Source organism: Reyranella sp., assembly GCF_050185545.1.
Taxonomy (GTDB): Bacteria; Pseudomonadota; Alphaproteobacteria; order Reyranellales; family Reyranellaceae; genus Reyranella.
In genome coordinates this window covers 16,505-33,619 of the sequence record NZ_JBFWZI010000032.1, presented here as the reverse complement: position 1 = coordinate 33,619, position 17,115 = coordinate 16,505, and the positions used below count along the sequence as shown (strand labels likewise).

Annotated in this window: 15 protein-coding genes; 10 read left to right on the top strand and 5 right to left on the bottom strand. The window is 67.5% G+C overall.

Annotation, left to right across the window (positions count from 1 at the left end; all coding sequences use genetic code 11):
- Positions 1-171 precede the first annotated feature (171 nt).
- Genes AB7O82_RS11750 through mdoH form a run of 3 tightly spaced genes read right to left on the bottom strand, consistent with a single transcriptional unit; the run spans position 172 to position 3,667 of the window.
- Positions 172-1,113: a hypothetical protein gene (locus tag AB7O82_RS11750; protein WP_428540984.1), complete on the bottom strand. Its 942-nt coding sequence runs from the start codon at positions 1,111-1,113 to the stop codon at positions 172-174.
- A 1-nt stretch (position 1,114) separates the two neighbouring features.
- Positions 1,115-1,855, bottom strand: a complete 741-nt coding sequence (locus AB7O82_RS11745) for an FkbM family methyltransferase (RefSeq protein WP_428540987.1) — start codon at positions 1,853-1,855, stop codon at positions 1,115-1,117.
- A 3-nt stretch (positions 1,856-1,858) separates the two neighbouring features.
- Positions 1,859-3,667: a glucans biosynthesis glucosyltransferase MdoH gene (mdoH, locus tag AB7O82_RS11740; RefSeq protein ID WP_428540990.1), complete on the bottom strand. Its 1,809-nt coding sequence runs from the start codon at positions 3,665-3,667 to the stop codon at positions 1,859-1,861.
- 71 nt (positions 3,668-3,738) lie between these two features.
- Between mdoH and AB7O82_RS11735 the strand changes: the two genes are divergently transcribed.
- The 4 genes from AB7O82_RS11735 (at position 3,739) to AB7O82_RS11720 (ending at position 7,181) form a co-directional block, all read left to right on the top strand.
- Positions 3,739-4,731, top strand: a complete 993-nt coding sequence (locus AB7O82_RS11735; RefSeq protein ID WP_428540993.1) for a zinc-dependent alcohol dehydrogenase — start codon at positions 3,739-3,741, stop codon at positions 4,729-4,731.
- Positions 4,732-4,900: 169 nt separating this feature from the next.
- The gene (locus AB7O82_RS11730; protein WP_428540996.1) at positions 4,901-5,311 is read left to right on the top strand and encodes a 6-pyruvoyl trahydropterin synthase family protein; all 411 of its coding nucleotides are present in this window, start codon (positions 4,901-4,903) and stop codon (positions 5,309-5,311) included.
- Positions 5,296-6,348 carry a glycosyltransferase family 4 protein gene (locus AB7O82_RS11725; protein ID WP_428540999.1) on the top strand — a complete coding sequence of 351 codons (1,053 nt, stop codon included), beginning with the start codon at positions 5,296-5,298 and terminating at the stop codon, positions 6,346-6,348. Before AB7O82_RS11730 ends, AB7O82_RS11725 begins: the two co-directional genes overlap by 16 nt.
- Positions 6,345-7,181, top strand: a complete 837-nt coding sequence (locus tag AB7O82_RS11720) for a hypothetical protein (RefSeq protein ID WP_428541002.1) — start codon at positions 6,345-6,347, stop codon at positions 7,179-7,181. The genes AB7O82_RS11725 and AB7O82_RS11720 overlap by 4 nt, the downstream gene beginning before the upstream one ends.
- Here the strand turns inward: AB7O82_RS11720 and AB7O82_RS11715 are convergent.
- The gene (locus AB7O82_RS11715; protein ID WP_428541005.1) at positions 7,097-7,891 is read right to left on the bottom strand and encodes a RibD family protein; all 795 of its coding nucleotides are present in this window, start codon (positions 7,889-7,891) and stop codon (positions 7,097-7,099) included. The genes AB7O82_RS11720 and AB7O82_RS11715 overlap by 85 nt on opposite strands.
- A gap of 102 nt (positions 7,892-7,993) precedes the next feature.
- Between AB7O82_RS11715 and ribA the strand changes: the two genes are divergently transcribed.
- From ribA to AB7O82_RS11685, 6 genes are all read left to right on the top strand, one after another.
- Positions 7,994-9,181, top strand: a complete 1,188-nt coding sequence (gene ribA / locus AB7O82_RS11710) for a GTP cyclohydrolase II RibA (protein ID WP_428541008.1) — start codon at positions 7,994-7,996, stop codon at positions 9,179-9,181.
- Between the two features lie 7 nt (positions 9,182-9,188).
- Positions 9,189-9,728, top strand: coding sequence for a cytochrome b (locus AB7O82_RS11705; protein WP_428541011.1), 540 nt, complete (start codon positions 9,189-9,191; stop codon positions 9,726-9,728).
- A 4-nt stretch (positions 9,729-9,732) separates the two neighbouring features.
- Positions 9,733-10,512, top strand: coding sequence for a creatininase family protein (locus tag AB7O82_RS11700; RefSeq protein WP_428541014.1), 780 nt, complete (start codon positions 9,733-9,735; stop codon positions 10,510-10,512).
- 112 nt (positions 10,513-10,624) lie between these two features.
- A complete protein-coding gene (locus AB7O82_RS11695; protein ID WP_428541017.1) occupies positions 10,625-11,200 on the top strand; it encodes a hypothetical protein in 576 nt (191 codons plus the stop codon).
- Between the two features lie 187 nt (positions 11,201-11,387).
- Positions 11,388-14,012: an autotransporter outer membrane beta-barrel domain-containing protein gene (locus AB7O82_RS11690; RefSeq protein ID WP_428619428.1), complete on the top strand. Its 2,625-nt coding sequence runs from the start codon at positions 11,388-11,390 to the stop codon at positions 14,010-14,012.
- 172 nt (positions 14,013-14,184) lie between these two features.
- A complete protein-coding gene (locus AB7O82_RS11685) occupies positions 14,185-15,768 on the top strand; it encodes a phytoene desaturase family protein (RefSeq protein ID WP_428549665.1) in 1,584 nt (527 codons plus the stop codon).
- Between the two features lie 28 nt (positions 15,769-15,796).
- Here the strand turns inward: AB7O82_RS11685 and AB7O82_RS11680 are convergent, their stop codons facing one another.
- Entirely contained in the window at positions 15,797-16,651 is an 855-nt protein-coding gene (locus AB7O82_RS11680) for an LLM class F420-dependent oxidoreductase (RefSeq protein WP_428549667.1), read from the bottom strand.
- Positions 16,652-17,115 lie beyond the last annotated feature (464 nt).

Genomic DNA, 17,115 nt, shown 5'->3' with positions numbered 1-17,115 from the left:
TGTCGCTCGATCCCGGCATCGGCACCTGCGGCAAGGACGGCCAGGGCGTCCCGGTCGGCGTCGGCCAGCCGACGCTGCGCATCGATGCACTGACGGTGGGCGGCACCGCGACGTGACGTCGTCGGCCTAGCCGCCACACCATGCGCCATCGGCAGGCAGGCCGCCCCCCTGTCAACGCTCGCCGGTGGCGAAATCGCGGAAGGTGAAATCGGGCGCGCTGGTGTTGTGGCGTGAGGGAACCCGGCGGCCGGCCCAGAACTCGACGGCGCGGGCTCGCTTGAAGGACATCACCGGCGACTCTCCCCACAGCGCGGTCCTCTGCTCGCGCCAGGCAACCTGGGCGACGTCGCTGTTGGTCTCGGTCACGTACATGGAGCGCAGCGCGGCAAACGGTTGGCTTTCGCCGATGGGCGGCTCGATCGTGACGCCGAGCTCGATGCGCTCCTGGTCCAGGGCGTCGAGGCGCAACGTCGCGCTGCCGCCGCGCGCGAAGGCGAGCGTGAAGGTGCGTGTGGCCGGGTCGAACGTCACCGCCCTGATGTCAACCAAGGGCCGACCGTGCACTTCCACCGGTCCGACGAGGAAAGACGAGCCGTAGGCGCTCGAGCGCAAGGTCTGCGGCGCCAGCGGACGGGCGCGCCAGTAGCCGTCGGCGGGGTAGAGCACCAGCACTTCCTCGGCACGCTCCTGGAAGCGGGTCCAGAGCTGCAGGAGATGGAAGCCGGTTTCGGTTCGCTGGCCGACGCGCACCGGCACGCTGTTCGGCCGCCAGAAGCTCGGGAAGGTCAGGCCGACGAGCTGCCAATCCTCGGTTTCGTAAAGCGTGAGGCGACGGCGCTCGAACTTGTAGTCGGCACTGCCCGTCACGGTGCAGTTAGCGAAGTCGGGCGCCCAGCGATCGGCGACGATGGTGCCGATATAGGCGGGGTGCCGCGCCTCGATCCGGAACCGGCGCACCTGCTCGGCCCGGAGCTTGATATAGACGTTGTCTTCCTCGGCACAGCGCGTCGGCGTGCTGTCGTTGACGACCTCGACAGGTTGCTCGACCTGGGCGGAAGCACCGGCAAGGATGGCCAACGCCGCGGTTGCCGCCAGCAATGCGGCCAAGACCACGCTACGCGCACCTCGCATAGATGTCCCCCGAGTTTGCGCGGTGCGGCAACGTCGCGAGCCAGTCGGCGATTTCGGCGGCGCTGCGCCACGCGTCGAGCTCCTGGCCTTCGCCGAGGGCGGCCGAGAAGCGCCTGTAGCCAAGAGCCACGCAGCGCTCGATGGCCGCCATCCCGACAGCGCGCTGGATGGTCGTGAACTCGAACGACAGCGCCGTGACGCGATGCGACAGGCCGGCGAGCGCTTCGGCCTCGAACCCTTCGATGTCGAGCTTGATGAAGGACGGCACACCGTGCTCGCCGATCAGGGCGTCGAGCGTGGTGACCGGGACCTCGAGCGACTGCGGCCAAGCCTGATCCTCCCAGCCCGGGGAGCCGCGGCTGGCCGCGATGAAGTCCGTCGACAGCGTGGAAACCGTGGGATTGTCCACGTTGATCATCATCGTCGCCGTGCCGGCCGTCCGGCCGACCGCAGACGGGACCAGCGTGACGGCCTGATCGCGCCCGAACAGCGCCCGCAGCGTGCGATGCAGCGCCGGCTGCGGTTCGACGGCAATGACGCGGGCGCCGAGCCGGCGAAAGGCGCGGACACGGTCACCGACATGGGCGCCGACATCGAACGCCAGCTCGCCCGACCTGATGAACTGCCCGTAGAGCTTCTCCATCGCGCGATGGCGTGCCGGATGGCCATGATAGAGGCGCAAGGAGCGGAGGACGCCGCGCGCGGCGCGAAAGTTCGGTAGCATGGCTCAGTCGGCAATGGTCGACTGAACGGCCTTCAAGGCAGGGAGCTGAAGATGTGCCAGTGCCGGGGGTGGATCCGTTTCCTCCGGCAGGCGGCCGATGCCAAGGCGCGTCAGCGCGAACCCCACCGAAGGGCGCGCCGTGGCGACGCAGATCGGGACCGACAGCACCAACCCGCCTGCCCACAGCACGAAGACGTAGGGCAACGCCACCGGTTGGGTCACGCCCAGCACGGCGAGGCAAGCCGCGCCGAGGAAGGTCTGCGGCCACAGCTGCCGCAGGGCCATCGACCACGCGATCGCGTGGTCGTCGCGCACCTGGCCGATCCAGCCGATGGCGCGCCCGAACGGCAGGCCGGCGAGAAGCAGCGTGTGCCCGACCCACATGATGGGCGAGAGCAGCAGGAAGAAGGCGGTTTCCACCGCGACGCTGGCCAGGAACCGGGTCGTGCCACCGAACACGTGGCGCAGGGCCGGCCGGCTCAGCACGTCGACGACCGTGGCGATCTTCGGCGCGAACCACGTCACGAGGATCACGGCCAGCAGCGCTGCGCCGTAATCGGCGTCGATCAAGGCCGCCGTCGAAGGCGCGGCCGCCAACGCCGCCGTCGACACGATCAGGAGGCCGATCCAGGCCGGTGAGCCTGTGAACATCAGCATGGCGAAGAGGAGCTGGAAGCGGCTCGTGATCGGCAGCCCCGGCATGCCGACAAAGAAGACGTACTGCAGCGTCCCCTGGCACCAGCGTCGATCGCGCCGGATGAACTCGATCAGGGTCGGCGGGTTTTCCTCCCAGCCCAGATTCTCCTCGGCCAGGACGCGGACGTCGTAGCCGGCGCGCCGCATCATGGCGGCCTCGATCTGGTCGTGGCTGAGGACATGCCCGCGCAGGATGCCCTTGCCGGGCACGACCGGGATGGCGCAGTGCTGCTTGAACGGGGCAACGCGGATCACGGCGTTGTGGCCCCAGTAGGGGCCGCAATCGGCCTGCCACCACGCGCTGCCGATCGTCCACGAACGCATGCCAAGCCGCATGCCGAACTGGAAGATGCGGGCAAAGGCGCTGGTCGACGGCAGGCCGACGACGAGCCCCTGCAGGATGCCGAGTTTAGGATTGGCCTGGACGATGCCGACCATGCGCAGGATGGCCGACGCGGTCATGTAGCTGTCGGCATCGAGCGTCACCATGAACTCGTGGTCGTCGCCCCAGCGCTCCAGGAAGTCGCGGATATTGCCGGCCTTGTAGCCCGTGTTGACCTCCCGCCGCCGGTAGGTCAGCGGAAGGCGGCCCGCCCATTGTCGCGCGAGGTCGGCGAACGCCGCCGCCTCGGCCGACGCGATGTCCGGCAGGCTGGTGTCGCTCAGGACATAGACATGGAAGCGGTCGGCGCATCCGGCGGCCTCGATGTCGGCCATCATGGCGCCGAGGTTGCGGATCATCCGGTCCGGCGACTCGTTGCGCACGCACATCAGGATGGCGGTGGACGCCGCGATGGCCGACGGCGGGATCGTGCGGCCGGCCTGCGGTCCGACATAGGTGCTGGGATCGCGCGTGAACCGCATGATGACGAAGCCGATGGCGGCGTTCCAGAAGCCGATGGCCAGCCACGGCGTGGTCGCGGCGAACAACAGCAGCAGGACGAGGTCGACCAGATCGAATCCGCCGGCGGACAAGGCGAGGCCGGCCAGGACGAGAAGCAGGACTATCGATGCCGCCGCCAGGGCCGCGAAGATGAGCCGGCGAACGAGCACCTGCCGGTCGGCATGCGATTGGGCGCTCGATAGGGCGGCCCGCTCGTCGAGAGTATGCGTCACGCTGATGATCTCCCGAGAAGACCCATGATAGCGTTACGAATGGCGTTTGCTATCACATCGCGTCGAGCCGCATGAGCTGGATCACAGGCGACGAAGAGACCGGCCGCGCGCTCTGGTACGTCGATGCCGGTCGGGCCGAGCTCCGCGACGAGCCCTTGGGTCGCCTGGCGCCTGGCATGGTGCGGGTCCGGGCCGCGCATGGCGCGATCAGCCGCGGAACAGAGTCCCTCGTCGCCAACGGGCGCGTTCCGCCGTCCGAGTTCCAGCGCATGCGCGCCCCCTTCATGGCCGGATCGTTCCCCTTTCCCGTGAAGTACGGCTATTCGACCGTCGGCGCGGTCGAGCGCGGATCGGCAGAGCTTCGCGGGCGGACGGTCTTTGCATTGCATCCGCACCAGGCACTGTTCGACGTGCCCGAGTCTGCGGCCGTTCCCGTGCCTGCCAATGTCCCGGCGAGTCGGGCCGTCCTCGGCGCCAACATGGAGACGGCGCTGAACGCCGTCTGGGACGCGGGCCCGGGCCCCTTTTCGCGCGTGGCCGTGGTGGGGGCCGGCGTGGTCGGGGCATTGACCGGCCTGCTGTTGCGGACGTTCTCGGCCGCGAGCGTGACGCTCGTCGATATCGATCCCGCGCGTTCGCGTGTCGCGTCCGCCTTCGGACTCGATTTTGCGACACCGGCGCAGGCGCCGTCGGAGTGCGCGCTGGTCGTTCATGCCAGCGCAACGAGCGCGGGCCTTGCGACTGCGCTCGACCTGGCGGCAGACGAGGCAACCATTCTCGAGCTCAGCTGGTACGGCAGCGACCTGGTAATGGTACCCCTCGGCGGCGCCTTTCACAGTCGCCGCCTCCGGCTGGTGGCGAGCCAGGTCGGAATGGTGGCGCCATCGCACCGACGGGAGTGGACCCACCGCCGACGCCTGGAAAAGGCGCTGAGCCTGCTCGCCGACGATCGGCTCGACGTGCTGCTCGAAGCACCGGTGGCGTTCGAGGACCTGCCGGCTCGACTGCCGGACATCCTCGCTCCGGCAAGCGGCATCCTGTGCCAGCGGATCGATTATTCCTGAGATCATCAGCAGTCAATAAAGTCACACACTCTGAGGAGCGCCCGAAGGGCGCATCTCGAAGGATGGGCAACATGCACCGTGTCTGCGGCCCATCCTTCGAGACGCCGTGCTACGCACAGCTCCTCAGGATGAGGTATTTCTTAGCCAAGCCCCCCTGGGAGAATCGCCCGTGCACTGCGTCGAAGTCCGTGACCACATCATGATCGCTCACTCCTACAAGGGAGAGGTGTTCGGGCCGGCCCAGGCCCTTCATGGGGCGACCTTCGTGGTCGATGCCGCTTTCCTCGCCGAGACGCTTGACGAGAACGGCATCGTGATCGACATCGGGCGAGCCCACGAAATCCTGAAATCGGTGCTCGGCCCGCTCAACTACAAGAACCTCGATGCGATTCCCGGGTTCGCCGGGAAAAATACAACGACCGAGTTCCTGACGAAGCATATCCACGACCGGCTGGCCGACGCGGCGCGCGACGGCAAGCTCGGTCGCGACGGCCGCCAGCTGAAGGCGATCCGGGTCACCATCTCCGAATCGCACGTGGCGCGGGCGTGGTACGAGGCACCGTTGTGGCCAAGCGCGTAACCTTCGCGATACCCGGCGATCTCGAGACGCAGACCGGCGGCTACGCCTACGACCGCCGCATCCTCTCCGAGTTGCAGACTCTGGGTTGGCAGGTCGACCTCGTGGGTCTGGGTGACGGCTTTCCCCTGCCGAGCGAGGAGCAGGTCGCAGTGGCGACGTGTCGACTCCTGTCGGCCTCCGCGCAGCAACCGATCGTAATCGATGGATTGGGCTTCGGCGCGCTCCCCGAGGCTGCCGCTGTGCTGCAGGCGACCCGGCCCGTGGTGGCGCTGGTTCACCATCCGCTGGCCTGCGAGACCGGCCTGACGCCGGGGGTCGCCGAGCGGCTGCGCGCCAGCGAGCGCGCCGCGCTCGCCGCCGCGCACTGGGTCATCGCCACCAGCGATGCGACGGCCGACCTGCTGGTCGATCAGTTCGGCGTGTCGCGCGAACGGCTCCGTGTGATCTTTCCGGGCACCGATCCAGTGCCGCAGGCGGCGGGCAGGGGCAGTGGTCGACTCCGCCTGCTTTCGGTCGGCGCCATCGTTCCCCGCAAGGGCTTCGACGTGCTCATCGAAGCCCTGTCGGCCCTGACCGATCTCGACTGGCAACTCACCATCGCTGGTGATCGTGATCGCGATCGAGGCGCGGTCGAGCGTCTCGATGCGCTGATCGCCAAGCACCGGCTCGGAGACCGGATCGTGAGCCCTGGAGCGGTGTCGCCAGCGCATCTTGCAGAACTCTACGCGGGCGCAGACGTGTTCGTGCTGGCGTCCCATTTCGAGGGCTACGGCATGGCCTATGCCGAGGCGGTCGCCCATGGGCTGCCGATCATCGGCACCACGGGCGGCGCGATCCCGCAAACGGTGCCCGCGTCGGCAAGCAGGCTCGTGCCACCCGGTGATGTCGCGGCTCTCGCTCTCGCGCTGCGGGACGTCCTGACGAACGAGCCGGGTCGGCGTGCGCTGGCGACGGGAGCCCGTGCCGCGGCGGCGGCGCTGCCCACCTGGGCGAGGTCCGGCGAGGCCTTCGCATGCCTGCTCGAAGGTCTCGCATGAGCTTCTCCGCCGACTGGCTGGCGCTGCGCGAGCCTTTCGACCGGCAGGCGCGCCATCCCGGAGTACTCGAGCGGGCGGTCGCCGCCCTGTCCGGGCGGTCGGCCGTCACCATCGTGGACCTGGCATGCGGCACCGGCTCGACGCTGCGCGCCCTCGGCCCTCACTTGCCAATGCGCCAGACGTGGCGCCTGTTCGACAACGACCTCAGCCTGCTGGCTCGCGTGCCACCGGCCGCGAACCTGTACGTCCAGCCGCTCGACCTCGTGACCGACCTCGAAGCGGCGCTCGATGGACCGGTCGATCTGGTCACGACGTCGGCCCTGCTCGACCTCGTCTCGGGCGACTGGCTGGAGCGCCTGGTCACGGAAGTCGCAGCGCGCCGGCTGCCGGTCTACGCGTCCCTGAGCTATGACGGTCGAGTCGAGCTCGCGCCTGCGGACCCGCGCGATGCGGCGGTCATCTCGGCGGTCAATACACATCATCGGCGGGACAAGGGTTTTGGACCGGCGCTCGGGCCGATGGCCGCCCGAAGCGCGGGCGCGTACTTCGAGAAGGTCGGCTATGCCGTGGAGCCGGGCGCCGCCGACTGGGTGCTGCGCGAGACCGATCGGGCGATTCAGGAGGCCATGCTGGCCGGCTGGGCTGTCGCTGCGAGCGAAAGCGGGGAGATGCCAGCCGAAGCGGTCGCCCAATGGCTGGTGAACCGGCGCGCCGCCGTCGTCGCGAACAGGTCCTGCATCAGGGTCGGTCACCTCGACTTGTTCGCCGCGCCGGCCGCTGCACGTCGCGCCGACAGGTCGCAATCGAACAGCACCTCGTCGTCCAGCAGGTGAACGCGAACCGGCGCACGCAGCGCGTCGGTCATGCGCGCGACAGGCGGCAGCTCGAGGCCCGGGAGTCCGGAGCCGAGGATGACCGGCGCGACCATGACGTGAAGCCGGTCGAGACAACCGGCACCCAGGAAGTGCGACACGGTTCGTGCACCACCCTCGATCAGCACGCGCCGCAAGCCACGTGCCGACAGGGCGTCGAGAATCGCTGCCGGTTCGAGACGAGTCGTCGATCCGGCCAGGGCGATCGTCTCGATCTCCGCCGCGGATCGAGTCGGTGTCCCGTCGAGGGTGATGACGATGCGGCGCGTGCCATCGGCGGCAAAGACACGCGCACTCCCGCCCAGCGTTCCCCTGGGATCGAGCACCACGCGGACCGGATTGGGACCGGCGACGCGGCGGACGGTGAGTTGCGGATCATCAGCGCGCACCGTGCCGGCGCCAACGACGACGGCATCGACGACGGCGCGCAGGCGATGCAGATGATCGAGCCCGGCCGATCCGTTTATGTAGTGGGAATGGCCGGACAGCGTGGCAACGCGTCCGTCGAGAGTTTGACCGATCTGCCCGACCGCCAGGATGCCGGAGGATGAGGTTGCCCGCAAAGGGCCGAACAGCTTCTCCCAGGGCTGCGGCAACCCCATGCCGGCCCGAATGAGGCGCGGGACCTCGTCCCACGACGAGTCTGGTTCGGCGGTGCGGCGCCCCATCATCCACGTTCATGCATCGGGCGATGATAGCCGGAAACAGCCCGCCGCTACGGGGACCAGTAAAATAATCGTGTACGATGCGCTGTCGGGTTGGCCCTAAGTTCGATGGTCGAGGGTTCCAGAGCCCGCACGGCGGTGACTATGCATAACGGAAGTGGTGGCAAGAATTCCTCGCCGATCCGGCTTCTGTTCGGAAGCAGCGAGAGCATCGCGATCGGTCGAGGCCTGACGGAGTTGCGCGCCGGCCGGCCGATAGTGATCGTCGGCGCGGATGGAAGCCGCGAGGCACCGCTGCTGGCCCTGCCCGCGGAGGGACTGCGCGCCGCGAGCCTTGGGGCCTTCCGCGATGTTGTTGCTCCGAGTCGGCTGAGGCTGGTTCTCTCGGCAAGCCGAGCGCGCGCGATCGGCCACGCCATCCGCGAGCCGGTGCACCTCGAGCTGCCGGAGGAGATCGAGGTGAACGCGATCCTTTCCCTGGTCGAAGCCCCTGTCGTGACGAACAGACTCCGCGGCACGCCGGCGACCGCCCTGGAGAAGGACGGTGTGCGGTTGATGAAGCTTGCCCAGCTGCTCCCCGCCCTGCTGGTGGCTGAGCTCTCGCCCGAGAGACTGGCCGGGATGTCACGCCTGGCCGTGCAGGTTGACGCGAGTGCGATCGACGGTTTCCGGACAGAGTCGGCATTGTCCCTGTCGATCGTAAGCGAGGCGGCCATTCCCCTCGAGGCAGGCGGTCGCGCGCGCTTCGTCGTGTTCCGCGACGGTCAGGGTGAGACCGCCACGGCCGTGGTCGTCGGAAAGCCCGATCGATCGCGTCCCGTGCCGGTGAGGATACATTCCGCCTGCCTGACGGGCGACGTATTCGGTTCGCGGCGTTGCGACTGCGGCGAGCAGCTTCGCCTCGCCCTGGCGCGGTTGGCGGAAATCGGCGGCGGCATTGTCCTCTATCTGCCCCAGGAGGGCCGTGGGCTCGGGCTTGCCAACAAGATGCGCGCCTATGCGCTGCAGGATACCGGGTTGGACACGATCGACGCCAATACGATGCTGGGCTTCGATGACGACGAGCGCGACTATGGAATCGCGGCCCGCATGCTGCATCTGTTGGCCTGCAGGCAGGTTCTTTTGCTGACCAACAACCCTGCAAAGCTCGCGGGACTTGCCCGCGCCGGCGTCGACCTTGCCGGCCGGGTGCCCCTCGAGGCGGCCATCAACACCGACAACCGCCGCTACATGGTGGCCAAGGCCGAACGCGCGGGACATCAGCTCGAGGCCCTGGCGGCAGACGGAGAAGACTAGGGAAGTCATGTCCGATCGTACCGAGGCGGGATACACATCGATCGCCCGATGGTTCCATTGGTCGACGGCAGCGCTTGTTCTCGTGATGATTCCCATCGGGATCGTCATGGCCAACCTCAATGTCGGCGCGGCGCAGGACACGCTCTATCACCTGCATCGTTCGATCGGGGCCGTCCTGCTGCCACTCGTGCTGGCGCGCCTGTTCTATCGGATGAACCATCCGCCGCCACCGCTGCCGGCCAGCGTGCCGGCAGGCCAGCGCCGCATCGCGCACGCCACCCACTGGGCGTTCTACGGGCTGCTGTTGCTGCAGGCGATGGTCGGCTGGCTCGCGACCTCGGCCTATCGCGCGCCCATCCTGGTGTTCTGGCTGTTCGAGCTGCCGCCGATCTGGCCCGTGGATCGGCCCTTCTCCGAAGCCCTGTTCGCGGTTCATCGGGTGGTGGGGTTTGCGCTGCTCGTCCTGATCGTCCTCCATATCGGGGCGGCGCTGCTCCATCATTTCGTGCTGAAGGATGTCGTCCTTCGCCGCATGGTCAGGGGATGAGTCGATGAAAGACCGTGCGCTCGGCAGCCTCACCTTCGAGGAGGTTTCTCACCTCGGCGCGCGCTCGGTGCTGGTGCTGCCGGTCGGTTCGATGGAGCAGCACGGGCCTCATCTGCCGCTCGATACCGATGCCATCCTGGCCGAGCGCATCGCACATGCCATCACCGCGCGCTTCGGCGAAGCCTTCGATCTGTGGCAGCTTCCGATCTTGCCGCTCGGCCTGTCGCGCGAGCACGCTTGGACGGCCGGCACGCTGTCGCTGTCGGTCACCGGCATGACGACGTTCCTGCGTGAACTGGCGCGCGAGATCGCGCGAGCGCTGCCGGCGCGCAACCTCATGATCGTCAACGGCCATGGCGGCAACCGCGGCATCCTCGAAGTGCTGGGCTACGAGTTGACGGCCGACTTCGGCTTGAACGTCTGCGCCTTGCATACCGGCGCCCTGATGAGCCCGGTGCCAGCGGTTGGCATGCCCGAGATCCACGCCGGCAAGGACGAGACCTCGCTCATGCTGGCCCTCGCGCCCGATCGCGTGCGCCGCGAGCGTATTGGCGGTCCCGCCAGGTCCGTGGACGACGCGAAGGTGCGCGCTACCATTCTCGATCCGGGTGTGAGTTGGCCGTGGAGCAGCGGCGATCCGCGGATCGCCGATCATGGCGTCATCGGCGATGCCTCCGGTGCTTCCGTCGAGCACGGTCGCGTCATTCTCGACCGGATCCTCGAAGCTGCGGGTGCGGCATTGCAGCGGCTGCTCGACAACCAGGACCTTGCCCCGACGACCTGATGCGCCGGCCGTGAGTTTACCGATTTGGTTCGCAGGCCCCCATGGCGGATCATTGACTTGCCGCACTTTTTGTTCTCTGTTTGTTCCTGCAGTAGAGGAAGGGAGGGGCCACATGGAAATGCCGTCGGATCGCATTGTGCGCGGCTCCCTGAGTTCGGCCGCCATTGCGCGGCTCTATCCCGTGAGGGTCGCCCGCATCGCGCGCGGGCTGCTCACCTATGCCGAGCAGGGCAGGCTCAACGAAAGCGCGGCGCAGATCGACCGCCGATGGCGGAGCGGCTGTTTCAATGGTCTCGAATACTTCCATTTTCGCTTTCCCGAGCAGGGCGCGCTCATGGCGTCGGTGCTGCTCAAGGAGCGGCTGCATCGCCTGGTGCCCGGTAGCACCGCGCCGGCGACATCGGAGGAGGTCGAGGCCGAATGGCGGCGCATCGCGGAGCAGCGCGCCGCCGTCCTGGCATGGGCGCGCACCAACAACGCTCTCATGGACATCGTGCAGGCCTATCGATTCGAACGCCGGCGCGGCGCGTTTTCCAGCCGGGCGCATGCCGAAGCGGCCAAGGTTGTACAGCAGATCGATCGTTCGATCGTCGATCCGCTGACCCATGCCGGCGTATGCATCGAATGGGCCGAGCGCGAGTATCGGCAATGGTTCTGGCGCTGCGCACCCGATCATCAAGTGTTGTAGCGACTGACGGCCGACGGTTAGAGTTCGCTGGCTTCGGGGGGGCCGATCATTCATGCAGACCAAGGGACGATGCAAGAGGCTACGCTGCGCGTCGATCACCATCCTCGCGTGCCTTTGCTTCCAATCGATTTCGGCGCATGCGCAAGGTTCGCGCTGGGATGCACTGCTCACCAACTCCAACTGGTATGTGCCGGTACCCAACCTGATCGCCTACGCATCGAGCACCCGAAGCTTCACAACGCCGCCACCGACGGCGATCGGCGATCAGACGTTGTGGGCGCTGGGCACGGCGACCCACGGCGTGTTCACCGGGCAGAGCACGGCGACGTTCTACAATGCGGGGCAGTCGTCGACGAGTTCCCAGGCAATGCAGGGCGTGGTGACGACCTCCGGGCAGATCGCCATCGGCTTCTTCAACTCGTCCGGGTCTCTCATCACCCTGGGCATCGGTCAGATGCGCGAGATTGCGGGTGTTCCGCTGATGGAAATGCAGATGATCACCAGCCCCGCTGCGGTGATCACTCATTGGGCCTACATGACGCCCTACAACCCGGCCACCTTCACGCCGCCCTCGGCCTCGCAGTTCACTACCGCCAACATCACCTCGCCGGAATGGCGCTGGACGGCGGGGACGACGTGGCAGATCAGGAGCCAGACGCTGTTCGGCACGACGAGTCCCGGCACTTTCAAGATCACCGACTATTCCAACGGCTACTATTGGGGGCTGGGCGCACCGCCGCTCGACTCGAGCGCTGGCAACTTCACCCTGCTGGGCTCGATGACGCCCGAGGGCAACGTTGTATTCAGCCGGCTCGACGACGGCGTTCTGACCAGCCTGACAGGACAGATTACGGGCGAGGGTGCGAGCGGCGCCATGGTGTTGCGGCCCTACGACACGTCGGGCGTGTTCGGCCCGCTGAGCAGCGCCGGGGTGATGCCGGTCTCGACCATCGCCGCCGGCCAGACCTACTTCATCAGCAACGTCGGAACGACGGTCATTCCCGCCTTCCAGGGCGGTACGCTGCAGGTCGACACCAACGGCCAGACCTACGGCCAGAACTTCACGGTCGACGGTTCGCCGACCAACCGCCTCGACCAGCGCGGCAACAGCGCCCGGCTGTCGGGCGCGCTGTCCGACGCCGTGCCAGGCATGCCGGGTCAGCTTGTCGTGGCGAACAGCGAAAGCGGCGGACGCATCGTGTTCACTGGCGCCAGCACCTACAGTGGGCCGACCACGATCGAGAGCGGGGCGACGCTCGTAGTCGACGGCTCACTCGTCTCGTCCGTGAACGTCATGGGCACGCTGGGCGGCAGTGGCCGGGTCGGCACGACGACCGTCGGCAGCGGCGGCATTCTGGCGCCGGGCAGTTCGATCGGCACGCTCGCCGTGCAGGGCAATCTCTCGTTTGCCCCCGGCTCGATCTACGCCGTCGAGGTGGCGCCAGGGGCGATCGATCGCGTCACCGCCACCGGCAGCGCCAGCCTGAAAGGCACCGTGCTGGCGAGCTTCGTGCCGGGCGGCTCCTATTCGCCGCGTGGCCAATCGATCCTGTCGGCGGCGGGCGGGCGCAGCGGCGCGTTCGACGCGCTGGTCGCGCCCGACCTGCCGGCGGGCTTCCTTGCCAGCCTGTCCTACACCTCGACCGATGTGCTGCTGAACCTGACGGCCGGTCTCGGCGTCGGCACGCCGCTCACCGCCAATCAGAGCGCCGTCGCTGCGGCGATCAACAATGGCTTCAACACCGGCAACAGCCTGCCGAGCGGTCTTGCGGCGCTGTTCGGCCAGACCGGCGGCGCGCTTGCCGGCTCGCTCGGCGCGCTGTCCGGCGAGGTGCAGACCGGGGTGCAGGTCTCGGCCTTTGCGTTCGGCAACCAGTTCCTCGACACCGTGCTGGCGCGCGGCGGTGGCGCCGGCCTCTCCGTCGGCGGCAACCAATACGCTTCGCTCACCGCCAGCGAGCCCGCCGCGGAGCCGCGGCGTCTGCGTGGCTGGCTCGCCGGCTTCGGCGGCTATGGCTGGCTGGAGGGTCAGGCCAACACGGGCTCTTCCGCCGTCCAGGCTTCGACGCAGGGCCTCGCGGCCGGGGGCGACTGGACCTTCGACGAAGGTCTGTTGGGATTTGCCATCACCGGCGGGTCGGCGAACTGGTTTCTCGGCAACGGGCTGGGGACCGGGCGGGGCAACATGTTCCAGGTCGGACTCTACGGCCGCACGACCCTCGGGCCGCTTTATCTCGCTGCCGCGGGTGCGTGGGGCCAGTTCGGCGTGAACACGCAGCGCCCCGTGCCCTACCTCGCCGACTGGCTGACGGCGAGCTACACCGCGACGACCTGGTCGGGACGTGCCGAGATCGGCCATCGCTTTGCCTTCGGCGAGCATGGCGTGACGCCGTTCGTGGCCGGCCAGGGCCAGGTGCTCGACACGCCGGGCTTTTGCGAGACCTCCCAGCAGGGCGGCGGCACCGCGCTCTGCTTCGGCGGCGGCTCGACCTCCTCCCTTCGGTCGGAGCTCGGCCTCGAGGGCGACGCCGAGCTCGGCAACGTGTTCGGCGCCCGGACCAGGCTCGTGGCTCGGCTCGCCTGGGCGCACGAGTACCAGACGACAGGCTCGGCCGCGGCGTGGTTCCAGTCCTTGCCGGGTTCTGCGTTCGTGGTATCCGGCGCGCCCCTGCCGAGCGACATGGGCATCGTGCGCGTCATGTCGAACTTCGAGCTCGACCGCACCTGGTCGTTGCGCCTGCAGGCCGACGCCGAGTTCGCCGATCGCTACGGCTCCATCGGCGGCACGGTTCGAATCGCTGGCCGCTTCTAGCCGCCCATCGCGCGCATCACTCCGGTCCGACTGAGAGATCCCGCAGATGCGGGCTGACTGCGCGCCGGGCGATCTTCGGGCGCGTCTCTTTCGCGACCGGAGAGTCTTCAGCCGTTGAAACGGCGCTCCGTTTCATTCAGGTTGAGCCAACGCTAGCTTCGTTGGGGGCAGGGTGGCCGAACGGTACGACGCAGTGATCATCGGCGGCGGGCATAATGGCCTGACCTGTGGTGCCTATCTCGCCCGCGCCGGCCTGAGGACGCTCGTGCTCGAACGCCGCGACGTGATCGGCGGCGCCGCGGTGACAGAGGAAGTCATTCCGGGCTTCAAGTTTTCCGTCTTCAGCTATCTCATGAGTCTGCTGCATCCCAAGGTCATCGCCGATCTCGAGTTGCACAAGCACGGCTTCGAGGTGCTGCCGGCCTCGGACATGTTCTCGTCGCTGCCGGGCGGCGATCACCTCGTCTTCAGCGACACCATGGCGAAGACGCAAGCAAGCTTCGCGCGCTTCTCCGAGAAGGACGCGGCCATCTATCCCGACTTCGACCGTTACCTGATGGAAGCGGCGCAGATAGTCCGCAGGCTTCTGCTCGAGACACCACCCGATCCGAGCTGCCGCGACTGGCGCGCCTTCAAGCAGACGGCGCAGTTCCTGTGGAAATACCGCAAGATCGGCGGGAAGCTTTTCCGCCTCATCGATTTGGTGACGATGAGCGCCGATGACTATCTCTCGGAGTGGTTCGAGAGCACGCATGTCAAGGCGGCGCTCGCCTACTACTCCGGCATCGGCACTTTCGCCGGACCGCGCACGCCCGGCTCCGCCTACGTCATCATGCACCATGTCATGGGCGAGCATGCCGGCGCCGGCGGTTGGGGCTTCGTTCGCGGCGGCATGGGGACGATCACCCAGGCGATCGCCGCGTATGGCCGCGGCAAGGAACTGCAGATTCGCACCAATGCTGCCGTTGCCTCGATCGATACGACGGGCGGGCGGGTGACGGGCGTCACGCTGGAAGACGGCACGAGGATCGTGGCCAGCGTCGTGGCGAGCAATGTCAGCGCCAAGCTCACCTTCCTCAAGTTCCTCCCCGAGAGTGCGCTGCCTGCCGAGCTCGTGCGCGACGTCAAGACCTATCGGACCTTCTCGACCGCCTTCAAGGTCAACATCGCCTGCGAGAGGTTGCCGCAATACCGCGCCTTCGATCCGGCGGTCTGCGGCTTTCCCTATCCGACATATGCCCATATCGGGCCCACGATCGAATATCTCGAGCGCGCCTATGACGACGCCAAATGGGGCGACTGGTCGCGCGACCCCTTCATCACGCCGGTGGCGCCGAGCTTCGTCGACGACACCATCGCGCCGTCCGGCAAGCATGTCGTCCACCTCTTCGGCGGCCACGCGCCGTATACGCTGAAGGAGGGTGGCTGGGAGACCCGCAAGCCGGATTTCGTCAAGAACGTACTTAGGGTGATGGACGAGCACGCGCCCGGTTTCTCAGACGGCATCATCGGCATGCAGGTGCTGACCCCGCCCGATATCGAGGCGAGGATCGGCTCGCCGCACGGCCACATCTTCCACGGCGAGCTCAATATCGATCAGCTGTTCTTCGCGCGGCCGGCGCCGCATTGGGCGGATTATCGCAGCCCGCTCAAGGGTCTGTACCAGTGTGGATCGTCGGCCCATCCCGGTGGCGGCGTCGGAGGTGTCCCCGGCCACAACGCTGCGCGCGAGATCCTGAGAGATCTCGGCAGGTGACCGCGCCGCTGCGCGCCGAAAGACGAATCTAGCCGCCCATCGCGCGCATCACGGCCACCCACTTGTCGAGGATCGGCAGGATGGTGTCGGCCTTCTCCGACGGCAGGCTGGCCGACACACGATTGACGCCGGCATCGCGGTAGCGCTTCACCAGGTCGGCGTCGGGCAGCTGGCCGCCGATCGAGATGTCCATCCTGTCGGGATCGCGATCGGCCTCGGCGCACAATTGGCGGAACATCGGGATCAGCTCTACCAGCGGAGTCGGGCTCTTCTCGGTGATCTGCGGCATCCAGCCGTCGCCGTAGCGTACGGCGCGGCGCGCCGAGTAGGGGAATGCGCCGCCGACCAGGATTGGCGGATGCGGTTTCTGCACCGGCTTGGGCCACGCCATCATCGGGCCGAACTTGACGAACTCGCCGTGATACTCGGCCTTCGATTTGGTCCAGATCGCCTTCATCGCCTCGATGTTCTCGCGTGCCCGCTTGTGGCGGGTGGCGTAGGCGGTGCCGTGATTCTCCATCTCGTCCTGGTTCCAGCCGTTGCCGACGCCGAACACGAAGCGCCCGCCCGAGACCTGGTCGAGCGAGGCGACCAGCTTGGCGGTCTGGATGGGGTCGCGCTGCGCCACCAGGCACACGCCCGTCCCGACCTTGAGCGTCTTCGTCGCCATCGCGGCGGCAGTCAGGGTCACGAACGGGTCCATGACGTCGTAGTAGCGTTTGGGCAGGTCGCCGCCGAGGATGAAGCCGGTCTTGCGCGACAGGGGTATGTGCGAATGCTCGGGCGCCCAGACGATATCGAAGCCGCGCTGCTCCAGCGCGACCGCGAGCTCGGCGGGGCCCATCGAATAGTCGGTGAAGAACATCGACGCGCCGAATTTCATTGGGCGATCCTCCCCTCGAAATGCGCGGGGCGCAGCGTGAAGGGCCAACGCTACCTGCGCAATGGAGTCGACGCATCTCATTTTCCTCCCCCGTCATCGGGGGAGTTGGCCCGGAGGGCCGGAGGGAGAAGGCCTTACGCGAGGTTCATGAAGTTCCGACGTCGGAATCAGAAGCATCCTCTCGCCGCACTCCCCCTCCGCCTGCCTGCGCGAAGCCGAGGCGGCTTCGCTTCGGCGAAGGCAGGCCCCGTATGACGGGGCACCTCCCCATAGGCCTTAAACTAAGAAGAATCCTCACCGTGAGGAGCGGCCCGCCGGGCCGCGTCTCGAATCGGGCGAAGTAACCTTCGCCCTTTGGTCGGCAAAGGAGGGACCGCTGCGACATCGCTTTTTTCAACGATCTACTGTGTGGCCCATCCTTCGAGACGGCCGCTGCGCGGCCTCCTCAGGATGAGGATTCTTCT